Origin of the sequence: Streptomyces sp. ISL-36 (genome assembly GCF_018614205.1) — a bacterium.
In the GTDB taxonomy this organism is placed as follows: Bacteria; Actinomycetota; Actinomycetes; order Streptomycetales; family Streptomycetaceae; genus Streptomyces.
On sequence record NZ_JAGGOS010000068.1, the window covers coordinates 21,338 to 37,332 of the forward strand.

Below are 15,995 nucleotides of genomic sequence, written 5' to 3' on the forward strand. Positions count from 1 at the left end.
CCCAGCCGGCCTCTATGGTCTCAGCCGGCCTCTGTGGTCTCAGTCAGCCACTGCGACGTCAGCCGGCTTCTGCGGTCTCAGCCGGCCTCTTTGACCTCGGCCGGAGTCGGCGCCGTACCTCCGAGGTGCGCGGGCACCCACCAGGTGTCGCTCGCGTCCTTGGGGCGTACGGGATAGGCGCGCTGGGCGGCCTCAAGCAGCTCCTGGACGCGCTCGCGCAGACGCCGGGTGATGGCGCCCGCGTACTGGTCGGCCGGGGCCTCCATCGGCTCGCCGACCCGGATCGTCACCGGGATGTGGCTGCGCTTGAAGTTCCGCGGCCGGCCCTTGGTCCACACGCGCTGTGTGCCCCAGAGCGCCATCGGGATGAGCGGCACACCGGCCTCCTGGGCGAGGCGCGCCGCACCCGACTTGAAGCTCTTCAGCGTGAACGACTGCGAGATGGTCGCCTCGGGGAAGACGCCGATGATCTCCCCGGCCTTCAGCGACTCCAGCGCGTGCTGGTAGGCGTGCTCGCCCTGGGAGCGGTCCACCGGGATGTGCTTCATGCCGCGCATCAGCGGGCCCGAGATCTTGTGCCGGAACACCGAGTCCTTGGCCATGAAGCGCACCAGACGCTTCTGCGGAAGCGCGGCCAGGCCTGTGAAGATGAAGTCCAGATAGCTGATGTGGTTGCTGACGAGCACCGCGCCGCCCGTCCGCGGGATGTGCTCCGAACCCTGGGTGTCGATCTTCAGGTCGAGCGCCTTGAACATGGTGCGTGCGGCGCCGATGACCGGCCGATAGACGAGTTCTGCCATCTGAGAGGGACCCCTTCTTCTGTGCCTGGGGAGGGTTCTCCCGGCGGAAGTTACGCAGCCGTAGGTTTTCGGCTTTGGGCAGATCGTGCCCCATGTGGGCCGTCGTGACCAGTCCTGACGGCTTCGTACGGGGAGATTCTCGTCACGCCCGGTGGTCGTGGCGGGAATCGAACGGTGCCGTGGGACGCTGCACGGGGCGGTAGGAGAGGACAGGGGCAGGACAGGGACAGCGGACATGGGTGGGCGGGCGGACATGGTGGGTGCCGGGGAGCTGGGCGCCCCGCTGGGGGAGCGGGCCACCCTGGTCCAGTTCTCGACCGCCTTCTGCCAGCCCTGCCGCGCCACGCGCCGGACGCTCGCCGAGGTCGCCGCCATGATCGAGGGCGTGGGACACGTCGAGATCGACGCGGAGGAGCGCCTGGATCTCGTGCGGAGGCTGGGCATCGCCCGTACCCCCACCGTCCTGGTCCTCGACCGCGCCGGGCGGATCGTCGTCCGGGCCGCGGGGCAGCCCCGCCGGGCGGATGTCATCGCGGCTCTCGGCCGGGCCGTCTGACGCGGTGACACATCTCCCACATCCCGGGACGCGCTTGACTGCACCGGCCAACGATCGTCAGGCTGGCCGGGTGCCCCAAGAACTCCTTCTCCACGGGCGGGCCCACGTCGACCTGGCCCGCAACGCGAGCGCGCGCTGTCCGGGTGTCTGAGAAGCCCCGCACCGCCCTCACGACGCCCCAGAAGGACAATTCCATGACGGTTTCGCCCGAGCTCCGTACCATCGACGCCCCGCGGCAGGCCTCTCCCGACCTCCTCCGCTCCGTCTTCCGGCAGCACGCCGCCGGGGTCGCGGTCATCACCGCCCACGGGGAGCGCCCCGTCGGTTTCACCGCCACCTCCCTCAACTCCGTCGCCGCCGAGCCTCCCCTGGTCTCCTTCGGTGTGGGCACCACCTCCTCCAGCTGGCCCGTGGTGGCCGAGGCCGAGCACATAGGCGTCCACATACTCGGCGAGCACCAGCGGGAGCTCGCCGCCACGTTCGCCCGCAGCGGGGCCGACCGGTTCGGTGCCCCGACGCGCTGGAGCGTGGGCCCCGAGGGGGTGCCGGTGCTCGACGGCGTCCTCGCCTGGCTGGTCTGCCGTGTGGTGGCCCGGGTCCCGGCCGGGGACCATCGGATCGTGATCGCCGAGGTCGTCGCCGGGGACCCCGCCGGCGCGGGCCGGCCGCTCCTCTACCACCAGGGTCGTTTCACCGCTCTGCGCGACTGAGGACCCGGCCCGACCGCCTCGGCAGGGCGTTGGCAAGGTCACACGCCTGAGCGCTTGCTTACTGGTAACGGATTGGGTGTACTGGCGAGTAATATCTCGGTCGGGGCGTTGGTGCCCCGACCGGAAACCCGCCCTTCAGGCGCCTATGCTGCGAGCAACAAGGCAGCCCAGTAATGACGATGCAGTAGGAGAGCCGGCGTGAGCTTGAGGATCGTTGTCTGTGTGAAGTACGTGCCCGACGCCACCGGCGACCGGCACTTCGCCGATGACCTGACCGTCGACCGCGACGACGTCGACGGCCTGCTGTCGGAGCTCGACGAGTACGCGGTCGAGCAGGCGCTGCAGATCGCCGAAGAGGCGGACGACGCCGAGGTCACCGTGCTCACGGTCGGCCCCGAGGACGCCAAGGACGCGCTGCGCAAGGCGCTGTCCATGGGTGCCGACAAGGCTGTCCACGTCGAGGACGACGACCTGCACGGCTCCGACGTCATGGGCACCTCGCTGGTGCTCGCCAAGGCGATCGAGAAGACCGGCTACGACGTCGTCATCGCGGGTATGGCCTCCACCGACGGCACCATGGGCGTGCTGCCGGCGATCCTGGCCGAGCGTCTGGGCGTCCCGCAGGTCACGCTGCTGTCCGAGGTGAAGATCGAGGACGGCGTCGTGAAGGGCCGCCGTGACGGCGACACCGCCTCGGAGCAGCTGGAGGCGTCGCTCCCGGCCGTCGTGTCGGTGACCGACCAGTCGGGCGAGGCGCGCTACCCGTCCTTCAAGGGCATCATGGCCGCCAAGAAGAAGCCGGTGGAGTCCCTGGACCTCTCCGACCTCGAGATCGAGGCCGACGAAGTGGGCCTGGAGGGTGCCTGGACCGCGGTCGACTCGGCGGCGGAGCGTCCGGCCCGCACGGCCGGCACGATCGTCAAGGACGAGGGCGAGGGCGGCAAGCAGCTCGCCGAGTTCCTCGCGAGCCAGAAGTTCATCTAGCTGCTGGGGGTCCGGGGGTCGCCCCCCGGGCCAACACAGTATCTAAGGGCTCGCGCGAGCCGCTGAAGTCCGCCCCCTCTTTCGTTCGCAGGAGATTGAAGTCCCATGGCTGAGATTCTCGTCTACGTCGACCACGTCGACGGAGCCGTCCGTAAGCCCACCCTGGAGCTGCTGACGCTGGCCCGCCGCCTCGGCGAGCCCGTCGCCGTCGCGCTCGGCAGCGGTGCGGCCGAGACCGCCCCGGCCCTGGCCGAGCACGGCGCCACCCGCGTGCTGACCGCCGACGCCCCCGAGTTCGCCGACTACCTCGTCGTACCGAAGGTCGACGCGCTCCAGGCCGCGTACGAGGCGGTGTCCGCCGGGGGCTCCCTGGCCGCCGTGCTCGTCCCGTCCTCCGCCGAGGGCAAGGAGATCGCGGCCCGCCTCGCGGTCCGCATCGGCTCCGGCATCATCACCGACGCCGTCGACCTGGAGGCCGGTGACGAGGGCCCGGTCGCGACGCAGTCCGCGTTCGCCGCCTCCTTCACCACCAAGTCCCGTGTCTCCAAGGGCACCCCGGTCATCACGGTCAAGCCGAACTCGGCCCCCGTCGAGGCCGCCCCGGCCGCCGGCGCCGTCGAGGCCCTCACGGTCTCCTTCGGCGAGCTGGCCACCGGCACCAAGGTCACCGCGCGCACCCCGCGCGAATCGACCGGCCGCCCGGAGCTGACCGAGGCCGCGATCGTCGTCTCCGGCGGCCGTGGCGTCAACGGCGCCGAGAACTTCGCGATCATCGAGGCGCTCGCCGACTCCCTCGGCGCGGCCGTCGGCGCCTCCCGCGCCGCCGTCGACGCCGGCTGGTACCCGCACTCCAACCAGGTCGGCCAGACCGGCAAGTCGGTCTCGCCGCAGCTGTACATCGCCTCCGGCATCTCCGGCGCGATCCAGCACCGCGCGGGCATGCAGACCTCGAAGACCATCGTCGCCATCAACAAGGACGCCGAGGCCCCGATCTTCGACCTCGTCGACTACGGCGTGGTCGGCGACCTCTTCGACGTCGTCCCGCAGCTGACCGAAGAGGTCAAGACCCGCAAGGGCTGACCTGCGCTTCTGTCGCGCCCGGGGCCGCACGGTGATCCTTCACCGCGCGGCCCCGGGCCGTTTCGGACAACCATTGACTCAGGTCCCGGCGGACTACTAACTTCGCTATACGGATTGTTGATTCCGTGAAGCGGAAAACAGGAGGATGTGGGATGGGTCAGCAGGAGAAGGTGTCGACGAGCCTCGCCGGAGCGGTCAGCGAGGGCATCAGCGCCTCCCTCGCAGCGGTGGACGCCGAGCTCGACCGGCGCTACCCGGGAGACCCGGGAACCCGTCAGCCCGTCCACACCGTCTACGTCCCCGGCAACGCCTTCGACGCCGGAACCATCCGCTCCTGGGGCGACCAGGCCCTCGCCGCCCTCGACGAGCACGCACCCGACGCCGCCTCCTTCGCCGCCGTCCTCGGCCTCCCCGACAGCCTCGCCGAGGACGTCCACGGCCGCGTCCGCGCCAAGCTGGAGCGCGAGCCCATCGAAGACCTGCGGGTCGACTTCGAGGACGGCTACGCGGGCGCCGACGAGGACCACGACGCCGCCCGCGCCGCCCGGCTGATCGCCGAGGCGTACAAGAACTCCACCGCCGCCCCCTACATGGGCATCCGGATGAAGTGCATGGAGTCCGCCGTACGCGACCGGGGCATCCGCACCACCGACATCTTCCTCACCGGCCTCATGGAGAACGGCGGCCTCCCCGACGGCCTCGTCCTCACCCTCCCCAAGGTCACCTACCCCGAGCAGGTCTCCGCCTTCGTCCGCCTGCTGGAGGCCTTCGAGAAGGCCCACGGCCTGGACGCCGGCCGCCTCGGCTTCGAGATCCAGATCGAGACCAGCCAGTCCATCCTCGCCGCCGACGGCACCGCCGCCGTCGCCCGCATGATCGACGCCGCCGAGGGCCGCGCCACCGGACTGCACTACGGCACCTTCGACTACAGCGCCTGCCTCGGCGTCTCCGCCGCCTACCAGGCCAGCGACCACCCGGCCGCCGACCACGCCAAGGCGATCATGCAGGTCGCCGCCGCCGGCACCGGCGTACGGGTCTCCGACGGCTCCACCAACGTCCTGCCCGTCGGCTCCACCGAGCACGTCCACGAGGCCTGGCGCCTCCACTACGGCCTCACCCGCCGCGCCCTCGCCCGCGCCTACTACCAGGGCTGGGACATGCACCCGGCCCACATCCCCACCCGTTACGCCGCCGTCTTCGCCTTCTACCGCGAGGGATTCGAGACCGCCGCGAAGCGCCTCTCCGCCTACGCCAACCACGCCGGCGGCGATGTCATGGACGAGCCCGCCACGGCCAAGGCGCTCAGCTCCTACCTGCTGCGCGGCATCGACTGCGGCGCCCTCGACACCGCCGAGGTCGACGCGCTCACCGGCATGACCCGCGCCGACCTGGCCCGCTTCGCGGCCCCGCGCCGCGGAGATCTGACGGCGACGGCGCAGTAACCGCACCGGAACCACCCGCGCGGAGGCCGTGACCGGGGCCCCGTACTCTGTACGCGTTCCACACAGCTCACAGAGAACGGGGCATCGGTGTCTTCGGGGGAGAACGAGCGGCTGGCCGGCCGCTACCGGGTCGTGCGCCGACTGGGCCGCGGCGGTATGGGCGTGGTCTGGCGGGCCGTCGACGAGGTCCTCGGTCGCGAGGTCGCCGTCAAGGAACTGCGGACCTACAACGACTCGTCGGGGCCGGAACTGGCCGATCTGCACCTGCGGATGCAGCGGGAGGCCAGAGCGGCGGCCCGCGTACGGCATCCCGGGGTCATCGCCGTCCACGACGTGACCGAGCATCAGGGCCGGCCCGTCATCGTCATGGAGCTCGTCGACGGGCCCTCGCTCGACGACGTGCTGAGCGAGCGCGGGGTCCTGGACCCGCGAGAGGCGGCGGCGATCGGAGCCGCGGTCCTGGAGGCGCTGGCCGCCGCACACGACGTCGGTGTGCTCCACCGGGACGTGAAGCCGGGCAACGTCCTGCTCGACAGGAGCGGGCGGGTCGTCCTCACCGACTTCGGCATCGCCGCCATGGACGACCCCGGCGACGGTTCCACCACCCGTCTGACCCGCAGCGGCGAGATCGTCGGCTCCCTGGACTACCTGGCGCCGGAGCGCGCCCAGGGCCAACAGCCCGGACCCGCCTCCGACGTCTGGGCGCTCGGCGCCACGCTGTACGCGGCCGTCGAGGGCTCCTCCCCCTTCCGGCGGACCTCGACGTGGTCGACGCTCAACGCCATCGTCGTGGAACCGCTGCCCGAGCCGCGCAGAGCCGGTGCGCTCGCCCCCGTACTCCAGCAACTGATGGACAAGGACCCGGCACGGCGCCCCGACGCCCGGTCGGCGGCCCGGCTGCTGACCGCCGTGGCCCAGGGCCAGGACGCCACGGCGACTGCGGCGACTCCGGCAACTGGGGTGATGGGCGCGACGCCGTACGCGGGCCCGGGACCCGTACCCGTACCAGTGCCGACCGAGCGCAACGCGATGCCGCACCAGCCGGAGGGGTTCGGCCCGGCGGGGTTCGGCCCGGCCTCCCTCCACCAGGGCGACGGATTCGGGCACGGGTCGCCGCAGGCTCCGCACCCCGTCGCCCCGCCCGCCGCCGCGATACCGGAGGCCGGCCGTTCGGGGGCGGGGAAGGCCTCCGAACGGAAGCGTTCCACGGCGCTGGTCGCCGCGGCGGTCGCCTCCGTGCTGCTCGTCGGCGGCGGAGTGACGTACGCCCTGGTGGAGCGGGACGGCGGCTCCGAGGAGAAGCAACTGGCAGGCGGCCAGGCGTCGCCGACCGCCGCCGAAAGCCCCGGCCGGGCGATCGACCCCGGCTCCGTCGGCTCGACGGCGTCCGCGAGCGCGTCCGCTTCGGCCACGCCGTCGAAGGACGGCACGACGAAGCCCGCCTCCCCGTCGCCCTCGGCGGCGACGAAGGCGCCGGTGCCGGGCTCGGGCAGCGGCGGGACGACGGCGGGTGGGGGCACCACCGGCGGTGGCACCACCGGCTCCACGACGAGCGGCGGCAGTGGCACGAGCGGGTCCTCGACCACGACGGGCGGCGCCGGATCGCCCACGCAGCCGGCGCCCGTCTGCCACCCCACGGGCGGTGGCACGTACGACTGCCAGGTGTGGCGCACGGAGAAGACGTACAGCCGTTCGGGCGCCCAGATGGGGATCCTCAACGCCGGCACCAACTACTTCTACTGCCAGGCCGATCTGGGCCGGCGGGAGACGTCCGGCGAGTGGACGAACGTCTGGTGGGCCAGGACGGACGACGACAGCGGCAACACCGACGTCTACTTCAGCGTCGTGTACATCAAGGGCGGCGACAACGACCAGCCGGTGCCGGGCCTGCCGGTCTGCTGAGCCGTTCGCCGGGGCGCGCACGCGGTCCCACTCGCTATGATGCGGCTCGGTTTTCCGGCCTGAGGGGGATACGTGTCGACTCGCATGGTGACCGCGCTTGCTGTGGGCTCACTGGTACTGGTGGCGGGATGTTCGGGCGGGGACGGTGACTCCAAGAGCGAACCGCCGCCCACCAGCGCGGAGTCGACACCGACCGCCTCACAGCCCAGGTACACCACGTTCGCCGACTTCCCGGGCAAGGACTTCGTGACGACCGAACCGGGGATGCGGCTCGGCGTGCGGGTGAAACCCGTGGACACCAGTTGGACACCCGAACTGGCAGGCAAGTCGGCTGACGCCGGGAAGCACTATGTCGCCGTCTATGTCGCGGTGACCGGGGAGCTCGCCGACCGCGGGGTCGAGGACGTCAAGCTCCAGTATCTTCGGCTGAAGTTCAAGTCGACGGAACGGCCGTGTGAGTTCGGGGAGAGCGGCTACTGCTACGGCGAGGCGTACCCCAGCAGCGAGATCGTCGAGCTCGACGACGTCCAGGAGGACGCGGGCGGCGATTGGCGCAGCTACAGCTGGCGCGAGTCCTTCCTCGGGCGCGACATCGAGCGAGGCGTGACCAAGATCGGCGTGGTCGGGTTCAGCCTGCCGGACACGGAGAAGGCGACGTCGTTCGAGCTGTGCGGCCCCACGAAGGAAGCCATGGTGGACACCGACGAATTCGCCTGCGTCCCGATCAAGGCTCCCGACCGGACCTAGTGTCACCCGCCAGTTCGAGATCTTCGCCAGCGGCGGTGATCAGGACCATGACGTGAGGTCGCGTCGTTGACGGACAAGACCTAGGCCGGCGGCGGGATCTCGCCGGAGCCGCGTGCGATCAGCCTCGTGCCCAGAACCACCCGGGACGGTGCCTCCTCGATGCCGTCAAGGCGGCGGAAGAGGCGTTCGGCCGCTGTGCGGCCGAGGGCCGCCGCGTCCTGGGCGATGACGGTGATGCCGAGGAGGTCGGCGAGCTCGATGTCGTCGAACCCGACCAGTGCCACCGGGTGTTCGCGGCCGGCCAGTGCCCGTACCGCCGTGACCGTCACCCGGTTGTTGCCCGCGAAGAGCGCCGTGACCGGCTCCGGCCCCGACACCATCGCCGTGACCGCGTCCCGTACCCGCTCCGGGTCCGTGGGGCCGAGCGAGAGCCAGGCGTCCTCGACCTCCAGGTCCGCGTCCTCCATCGCCGCCCGGTAGCCGCGCAGTCGCTCGGTCGCCGTGTGGATGCGGGGCTGGTCACCGATGAACCCGATCCGGCGGTGGCCGTGCGCGATCAGATGGGCCACCCCTGCGCGGGAGCCGCCGAAGCTGTCCGAGAGAACGGCATCGGCGTCGATCCGGCCCGCCGGGCGGTCCACGAAGACGGTGGCGACACCGGCCTTCATCTCCGGCTCCAGATAGCGGTGGTCGGTGCCCGCGGGGATCACGATGAGCCCGTCGACCCGGCGCGCGCACAGAGCGAGCGCCAACTCCTGCTCCCGGTCCGGGTCCTCCGCGCTGGATCCGTTGATGAGCAGCGCGCCGTGGGCCCGGGCGACCTCCTCGACCGCGCGGCTGAGCGGACCGTAGAACGGGTCGGCGAGGTCCTCCAGGACCAGACCGACCGAGGCGGTACGGCCCTTGCGCAGAACCCGGGCGCTGTCGTTGCGCCGGAAGCCGAGGGAGTCGATGGCCTCCTGCACCCGGCGCTCGGTGTCCGGCGTGACCCCCGCTTCGCCGTTGACGACGCGGGAGACCGTCTTCAGCCCGACGCCCGCCCGGGCGGCGACGTCCTTCATCGTGGGCCGATTGCCGTAGCGGTGCTCGGGGCGGCGGGCGGTCTCGGCCACAGTGCGCAGATCCTCTGTCTCGTCGGGACGGGCTCGTCGGATGCCGTCGTGATGTTGTCGAGCATAGGCCCTGGACAACGTTGTCAGAGGGGGAGAGACTGTAGGTCACACCGATCAACCGCCCTCGGCTGCCCTTCTGGAGATACCGCGCCCATGCATACGGACCTCGCCGCCGGCCCCGTCGTCGCCCTCGACATCGGCGGGACCAAGATCGCCGGCGCGCTGGTGGACGGGGCCGGTCGCCTTCTCGTACGGGCCCAACGGCCCACTCCCGCCCGGGAGGACGGGGAGACGGTGATGCGCGCGGTCGAGGAGGTGCTCGCGGAGCTGGCGGCCACCCCGCTGTGGGACGCGGCGCAGGCGGTGGGCATCGGCAGCGCGGGTCCCGTGGACGCCGCCGCGGGCACGGTCAGCCCCGTCAACGTCCCCGGCTGGCGCGGATTTCCGCTGGTCGAGCGGGTCGGCCGGGCCGTGGACGGCCGACCGGTCACCCTGGTCGGCGACGGCGTCGCCATGACGGCGGCCGAGCACTGGCAGGGCGCGGCCCGTGGCCACGACAACGCACTCTGCCTCGTCGTCTCGACGGGCGTGGGCGGTGGTCTGGTGCTCGGAGGGAAGGTGCACTCCGGCCCCACGGGGAACGCCGGTCACATCGGCCACATCAGCGTGGACCTGGACGGCGACCCATGCGCCTGCGGCGGGCGTGGCTGTGTCGAGCGGATCGCGAGTGGCCCCCACATCGCCCGCCGCGCCCTGGAGAACGGCTGGCGGCCCGGCCCCGAGGGCGACACCTCGGCCGCCGCGGTGGCCGCCGCGGCGGCGGCGGGGGACCCGATCGCGGTCGCCTCCTTCGAACGTGCCGCGCAGGCGCTGGCGGCCGGCATCGCGGCCACCGCGACCCTGGTCGAGATCGACATCGCGGTCGTGGGCGGGGGAGTGGCGGGCGCCGGAGAAGTCCTCTTCGCCCCGCTCCGCCGCAGCCTGCGCGCCTACGCCACGCTGTCGTTCGTCCGCGGCCTGGAGGTCGTCCCCGCCCTCACGGGCACGGACGCCGGACTCCTCGGCGCCGCGGCGGCCGCGTTCCCGAGCAGCCGCCCCGAAGCGACCCGCCTCGCGGGCTGAGATTCGGAGAGTGCCGTTCCGGTGCCTGCGGCCTGAGGCCTGCGCGGCCGGCTTCCGGCGAGGCGCGAGCATGCGGCCTGAGGCCTGCGCGGCCGGCTTCCGGCGTGCGGCGAGCATGCGGGCGGCCGCTCGGCACCGGCGGTCAGGCGCCGACGCTCTGGGGCGTCCTCTGCGAGACGATCACCAGGAACGTGTCGGACTCCAGGTCCATCACCACCTCCGCCTCGAGCCCCTCGTCCCGGCGCGCACTGGCGAACTCCTCGGCGGGCCAGCTGCCCCGCGGGCCTCCTGCGGGAAACCTCTCCAATACCGTGCGGATCATCCTCGTACCCCCTTGCCTCGCCGGTCCAACGACGGTCCGAAGCGCAGTGTTACGCACCGGGCCGCACGCGCGTTCGTTCCGTGAGGCGTCTCACATACCCCGTTTGTTCTGTCCGACGCGCGATGGGACCCCTCCGGTTCCCCCCGGGGGTTTCCGTGGCAGGGTGTTCCGGGCAAGCCACTGAGGGCTACCGAAGAGGGGGAATCGTGATCGTCTGGATCAACGGTGCGTTCGGCGCGGGGAAGTCCAGCACCGCGCGCGAGCTGGTCGATCTGATCCCGAACAGCACACTGTACGACCCCGAGCTCATCGGCGGCGCGATGAGTTGGCTGTTGCCGCAGAAGCGGCTCGCCGAGGTCAACGACTTCCAGGACCTGCCGATCTGGCGCCGCATGGTCGTGGACACCGCCGCCGCCCTGCTCGCCGAGGTCGGCGGGGTCCTCGTCGTCCCGATGACCCTGCTCCGCCAGGAGTACCGCGACGAGATCTTCGGCGGACTCGCCGCCCGGCGCATTCAGGTGCGGCACGTCCTGCTCGCCCCGGACGAAACGATCCTGCGCGAGCGGATACGAGGCCGGACACCCGACCACTCCGACCCCGAGGAACTCACCCGCGTCCGCCAGTGGTCCTACGACCACATCGAGCCCTACCTCACCGCCGTGCACGACTGGCTGGGCGCCGACGCCTACATGGTCGACACCTCCGCACTCACCACCGCCGAGACCGCCCGCACCGTCGCCGAGGCGGTCGCCTCCGGCACGGTCGCCCCCTGCGGCATCGTGCAGACCCCCGAACCCACCGGAGAGACCCTCGCGGCCGGAGTGCTGCTCTTCGACGAGCACGACCGCTTCCTGCTCGTCGATCCCACGTACAAGCCGGGCTGGGAGTTCCCCGGCGGCGTCGTCGAGCCCGGCGAACCGCCCGCCCGCGCCGGCATGCGCGAGGTCGCCGAGGAGATAGGGCTCCAACTCGACTCCGTACCCGGCCTGTTGCTCGTCGACTGGGAACGGCCCGAACCGCCCGGCTACGGCGGCCTCCGGCTCCTCTTCGACGGCGGCCGGCTGCCCGCCGCGGAGGCCGAGCGGCTCCTCCTGCCCGGCGCGGAACTGCGCGGCTGGCGCTTCGTCACCGAGGAGGAGGCCGCCGACCTGCTGCCGCCCGTTCGCTACCGCCGTCTCCGCTGGGCCCTGCGCGCCCGCGAACGCGGCACCGTACTGAACCTGGAGGCCGGGGTGCCGGTCGGCTGAGCCCAGGCCGCCCTACGGCGAGGTGCCCGTCGGCTGAGCCGGGGCCGGCCGGGCTACGAGGAGGTGCCGGTCGGCGGAGCCAGGGCCGGCCGGCCTACGACGATGCCGCAGCGAGTGCCTCCGCGGCGTGCTGTGTCACCGGCGCGCCGTGGCCGCAGCAGATCACCGAGGGCTTCAGCCCGGCCATGCGCCGCATCGAGGCCGTCGCGCGCTCGCGGTCCACATGGAAGACGCCGAGGGTCACGCCCTGCACGGAGGCGACCGTGTCGCCCGTGAACAGCACGCCGTGGCGCGGGAGATGGACCGTGATCGACCCAGCCGTGTGCCCGGGGGTGTGCACCACCATGGCCCCGTCGCCGAAGTCCAGCACGTCACCGTCCTCCAGCTCCCGGTCGACCCGGGTGGGCGGTGCCTCGGGGACGGTCAGGCCGTGCTCGTACAGCGGGATCTCCCAGTCCAGCAACACGGGCTCGGGGACCGGCGCTTCGCCCCGGATCACCGGCGCGTCGAGGCGGTGGGCCAGGATCTCCGCACCATGGCGGTCCGCCAACTCCTGGGCGGATCCCACATGGTCGCGGTGGCAGTGGGTGAGGACGATCCGGCGCAGGCGCGCGGGGTCCGAGCCCGCGGCCCGTAGCGCCGCCTCGATCTCCGGGGTCGAACCCACCCAGCCGGCGTCGACCAGGGTCGACTCGCCCTCGTCCTGCCAGAGATAGGCCTGGCCGATGGAGAAATCGAGCAGGTGCAGCCGCGGAGTGATCGGAATGAGGTCCATGCGGCGAACGTACGCGGGCACGCACGTCCGCCGCATCGGTCTACGCTCTGGGCGAGCTTCGCCGAACGCTTAACCCCCGCTGCCCCTGCCGACTTCGCTGACCCGGCGGACTCGGCTGACTCCGCTGCCCCTGTTGAGCCCGCGGACCGTGTTAACCCTGCTGACCCTGCTTCGAGCGGGCGTAGTTCACCAGGAAGTGCGCCTCGGCCACCGACAGCCGCTCCAGCTCCTCGGGCGAGACGGACTCGTTCACGGCGTGGATCTGCGCCTCCGGCTCGCTCAGCCCGATCAGCAGGATCTCCGCCTTCGGGTAGAGCGCGGCGAGCGTGTTGCACAGCGGGATCGAGCCGCCCATGCCTGAGGCCTGCATCTCCTCACCCGGGTAAGCGATCCGCATCGCCTCGGCCATCGAGGTGTACGCCGGGCTCGTCACGTCCGCGCTGAACGCCTGGCCCTGGCCGACCTGCTCGAAGCTCACCCGCGCGTGCCACGGCACCCGCTTCTGGATGTGCGCGTACAGCAGCTGGGTCGCCTCGGCGGCGTCCTGGCCCGGCGGCACCCGCAGGCTGATCTGCGCGCGGGCGGTCGACGGGATCGACGGGGTCGCGCCCGCGACCGGGTGGCAGTCGATGCCGATGACCGTGACGGCCGGACGGGCCCAGATGCGGTCCGCCACCGTGCCGTTGCCCGCCAGGCCCACTCCGTCGAGGACCTTGGCGTCCCTGCGGAAGTCCTCCTCCGGGTACTGCAGGCCGTCCCACACCGCGTCCGCCGGCAGGCCGTCGATGACGGTCGAGCCGTCCTCGGCCCGCAGCGTGTCCAGGACGCGGATCAGCGCGGCCAGCGCGTCCGGCGCGGCGCCGCCGAACTGGCCCGAGTGCAGGTTGCCTTCGAGGGTGTCGATGCGGACCCGGATCATCGTCATCCCGCGCAGGGTCGCGGTCACCGTCGGCAGGCCGACCCGGAAGTTGCCCGTGTCGCCGATCACGATCGCGTCGGCGGTCAGCAGCTCGGGGTGCGCCTCGGCGTACCGCTCCAGACCGCCCGTGCCCTGCTCCTCCGAGCCCTCCACGATCACCTTGACCGTGACGGGCACCCCGCCGTTCGCCTTGAGGGCGCGCAGCGCCAGCAGGTGCATGATGAAGCCGCCCTTGCAGTCGGCCGCACCCCGCCCGTACCAGCGGCCGTCGCGCTCGGTCAGCTCGAACGGCGGAGTGATCCACGCCGACTCGTCCAGCTTCGGCTGCACGTCGTAGTGGGCGTAGAGCAGAACGGTCGGGGCGCCGACGGGGCCGGGCAGCACGCCGTACACGGACTGCGAACCGTCCGGGGTGTCGAGCAGTGCCACGTCCTGGAAGTCCTCGGCGCGCAGCGCGTCCGCCACCCAGTTCGCGGCCCCCTCGCACTCGCTCCGGGGGGCCACCGCCTCGTCCGCCACCGACTCGAAGGCCACGAGTTCCGTGAGCTCCGCCTTGGCGCGGGGCATCAGCGCGGCGACGGTCTCGGCGATCGGATGGGCGGTCATGGGCACGCTCCTGGTGGGTGCGACGTTGTGACGTTGTCAGGACGACGCCGTATGTCGGTGGTACGGCGAACGCATTGTCGATCCTAAGGCTCCGGTCCTCGCGGGCCGCGCCGTAGGATGCCGCAAGGGCATGGACCATCGGTCGGATCAGGAGCAGAAGCACATCGTGAGCAGCGAGAACGCAGACGCCGAAGAGGTACGCGCGGGACTGTCGGAGGATGCCGCGACCGTCTGGGACGTGGTCGTGGTCGGGGCCGGCCCGGCGGGTGCGTCGGCGGCGTACGCGGCGGCTGTCGCCGGCCGTCGGGTGCTGCTCCTGGAGAAGGCCGAGCTCCCTCGGTACAAGACCTGCGGCGGCGGCATCATCGGGCCCTCGCGTGACGCGCTGCCGCCCGGTTTCGAACTGCCGCTGCAGGACCGGGTGCACGCCGTCACCTTCTCCATGAACGGCCGATTCGCCCGTACGCGCCGCTCGCGGCGGATGCTCTTCGGGCTCATCAACCGGCCCGAGTTCGACGCCGGCCTGGTCGAGCAGGCGCAGAAGGCGGGTGCCGTGCTCCGGACGGGCGTGACCGTCTCCCGGGTCGAGCAGCACGGACCGGCCGTGCCTGACCGGCGTACCGTCGCCGTGGTGCTCGCCGACGGCGAGACGGTGCTGGCGCGGGCGGTCGTCGGCGCCGACGGCAGCGCGGGCCGGATAGGAGCACATGTCGGGGTCAAGCTCGACCAGGTGGACCTCGGCCTGGAGGCGGAGATCCCGGTGCCGCGGTCGGTGGCCGAGGACTGGAAGGGGCGCGTCCTCATCGACTGGGGGCCGCTGCCGGGCAGCTACGGCTGGGTCTTTCCCAAGGGCGACACGCTCACCGTCGGCGTGATCTCGGCGCGCGGTGAGGGAGCGGCGACCAAGCGCTATCTGGAGGACTTCATCGCCCGCCTGGGGCTCGCGGGCTTCGAGCCCGCGATCTCGTCCGGTCATCTGACGCGCTGCCGGAGCGACGACTCGCCGCTGTCGCGGGGGCGGGTGCTGGTGTGCGGTGACGCGGCCGGTCTGCTGGAGCCGTGGACCCGCGAGGGCATCTCCTTCGCACTGCGTTCGGGTCGGCTCGCGGGGGAGTGGGCGGTACGGATCGCCGAGGCGAACGACGCCGTCGACGCGCGCCGCCAGGCGCTGAACTACGCCTTCGCCATCAAGGCGGGGCTCGGTGTGGAAATGGCGGTCGGGCGTCGCATGCTGGCGCTGTTCGAGCGTCGGCCGGGGCTGCTGCACGCGACGATCACCGGCCTGCGTCCGGCCTGGAACGCCTTCACGGACATCACCCGGGGCTCGACCTCGCTGGCCGGGCTCGTCCGCTCGAACGGGGTGGCGCGCCGGGCGCTGGACCTCCTCGACCGCCGAATGGAGTCGACCGGTGGGGCGGGGGTGCGGGGCGTGGCTGCGCGGCCGGAGGGCGGCGCGGACTCCCCCGTCTCCGGTTCTGAGCCCGGTTCTGAGCCCGGTTCCGAGTCTGGCCGCGAGGCCGGCTCCGTGACCGGTTCCGAGACGGGCTCGGAGGCGGGGTCCGAGACGGGCTCTGGGGCGGGGTCCGATACGGGCTCCGGGGCTCGTTCGGAGCGGGCTGGGGACTGAGCAGGGCGCCAGGGGCCGGGGGAGAGCCGCCCGGCCTGCCCCCG

15 protein-coding genes are annotated in these 15,995 nt (G+C 72.1%); 10 read left to right on the plus strand and 5 right to left on the minus strand.

Annotated features, from left to right (window positions below; all coding sequences use genetic code 11):
* Positions 1 to 77: 77 nt before the first annotated feature.
* Positions 78 to 800: a 1-acyl-sn-glycerol-3-phosphate acyltransferase gene (locus J7E93_RS18370; protein WP_215070760.1), complete on the minus strand. Its 723-nt coding sequence runs from the start codon at positions 798 to 800 to the stop codon at positions 78 to 80.
* A gap of 235 nt (positions 801 to 1,035) precedes the next feature.
* Between J7E93_RS18370 and J7E93_RS18375 the strand changes: the two genes are divergently transcribed.
* The 7 genes from J7E93_RS18375 to J7E93_RS18405 all read left to right on the plus strand — a co-directional run bounded on the left by J7E93_RS18375 (position 1,036) and on the right by J7E93_RS18405 (position 8,221).
* Complete coding sequence (locus J7E93_RS18375) at positions 1,036 to 1,356, plus strand: thioredoxin family protein (RefSeq protein WP_215070763.1); 321 nt, start codon at positions 1,036 to 1,038, stop codon at positions 1,354 to 1,356.
* Positions 1,357 to 1,550: 194 nt separating this feature from the next.
* A complete protein-coding gene (locus tag J7E93_RS18380; RefSeq protein WP_215070775.1) occupies positions 1,551 to 2,066 on the plus strand; it encodes a flavin reductase family protein in 516 nt (171 codons plus the stop codon).
* A 198-nt stretch (positions 2,067 to 2,264) separates the two neighbouring features.
* Positions 2,265 to 3,050: an electron transfer flavoprotein subunit beta/FixA family protein gene (locus J7E93_RS18385; RefSeq protein ID WP_215070778.1), complete on the plus strand. Its 786-nt coding sequence runs from the start codon at positions 2,265 to 2,267 to the stop codon at positions 3,048 to 3,050.
* Between the two features lie 105 nt (positions 3,051 to 3,155).
* A complete protein-coding gene (locus tag J7E93_RS18390; protein ID WP_215070782.1) occupies positions 3,156 to 4,130 on the plus strand; it encodes an electron transfer flavoprotein subunit alpha/FixB family protein in 975 nt (324 codons plus the stop codon).
* A gap of 152 nt (positions 4,131 to 4,282) precedes the next feature.
* Positions 4,283 to 5,572 (plus strand): aldolase/citrate lyase family protein, encoded by a 1,290-nt coding sequence (locus tag J7E93_RS18395; RefSeq protein ID WP_215070784.1) that lies wholly within the window; start codon positions 4,283 to 4,285, stop codon positions 5,570 to 5,572.
* 87 nt (positions 5,573 to 5,659) lie between these two features.
* On the plus strand, positions 5,660 to 7,474 hold the full coding sequence (locus J7E93_RS18400; protein WP_215070787.1) for a serine/threonine-protein kinase: 1,815 nt from the start codon (positions 5,660 to 5,662) through the stop codon (positions 7,472 to 7,474).
* A gap of 72 nt (positions 7,475 to 7,546) precedes the next feature.
* Positions 7,547 to 8,221, plus strand: a complete 675-nt coding sequence (locus J7E93_RS18405; protein ID WP_215070789.1) for a hypothetical protein — start codon at positions 7,547 to 7,549, stop codon at positions 8,219 to 8,221.
* A gap of 80 nt (positions 8,222 to 8,301) precedes the next feature.
* On the opposite strand, the gene J7E93_RS18410 is transcribed toward J7E93_RS18405, so the two are convergent.
* Complete coding sequence (locus tag J7E93_RS18410; protein WP_215070792.1) at positions 8,302 to 9,333, minus strand: LacI family DNA-binding transcriptional regulator; 1,032 nt, start codon at positions 9,331 to 9,333, stop codon at positions 8,302 to 8,304.
* Between the two features lie 153 nt (positions 9,334 to 9,486).
* On the opposite strand from J7E93_RS18410, the gene J7E93_RS18415 reads away from it, so the two are divergent.
* Positions 9,487 to 10,455, plus strand: a complete 969-nt coding sequence (locus J7E93_RS18415) for an ROK family protein (RefSeq protein ID WP_215070795.1) — start codon at positions 9,487 to 9,489, stop codon at positions 10,453 to 10,455.
* A 142-nt stretch (positions 10,456 to 10,597) separates the two neighbouring features.
* Here J7E93_RS18415 and J7E93_RS18420 read toward each other — a convergent pair whose 3' ends face one another.
* Positions 10,598 to 10,777 (minus strand): hypothetical protein, encoded by a 180-nt coding sequence (locus J7E93_RS18420; protein ID WP_215070798.1) that lies wholly within the window; start codon positions 10,775 to 10,777, stop codon positions 10,598 to 10,600.
* A 203-nt stretch (positions 10,778 to 10,980) separates the two neighbouring features.
* On the opposite strand from J7E93_RS18420, the gene J7E93_RS18425 reads away from it, so the two are divergent.
* Entirely contained in the window at positions 10,981 to 12,024 is a 1,044-nt protein-coding gene (locus J7E93_RS18425; protein ID WP_215071017.1) for an NUDIX hydrolase, read from the plus strand.
* A 94-nt stretch (positions 12,025 to 12,118) separates the two neighbouring features.
* On the opposite strand, the gene J7E93_RS18430 is transcribed toward J7E93_RS18425, so the two are convergent.
* Both J7E93_RS18430 and J7E93_RS18435 read right to left on the minus strand, forming a co-directional pair.
* Positions 12,119 to 12,799: an MBL fold metallo-hydrolase gene (locus J7E93_RS18430; RefSeq protein WP_215070801.1), complete on the minus strand. Its 681-nt coding sequence runs from the start codon at positions 12,797 to 12,799 to the stop codon at positions 12,119 to 12,121.
* Between the two features lie 151 nt (positions 12,800 to 12,950).
* Positions 12,951 to 14,324 (minus strand): dipeptidase, encoded by a 1,374-nt coding sequence (locus J7E93_RS18435; protein WP_215070803.1) that lies wholly within the window; start codon positions 14,322 to 14,324, stop codon positions 12,951 to 12,953.
* 166 nt (positions 14,325 to 14,490) lie between these two features.
* Here J7E93_RS18435 and J7E93_RS18440 point away from each other — a divergent pair, with 166 nt between their 5' ends.
* On the plus strand, positions 14,491 to 15,951 hold the full coding sequence (locus J7E93_RS18440) for a geranylgeranyl reductase family protein (RefSeq protein ID WP_374105401.1): 1,461 nt from the start codon (positions 14,491 to 14,493) through the stop codon (positions 15,949 to 15,951).
* Positions 15,952 to 15,995: the final 44 nt, after the last annotated feature.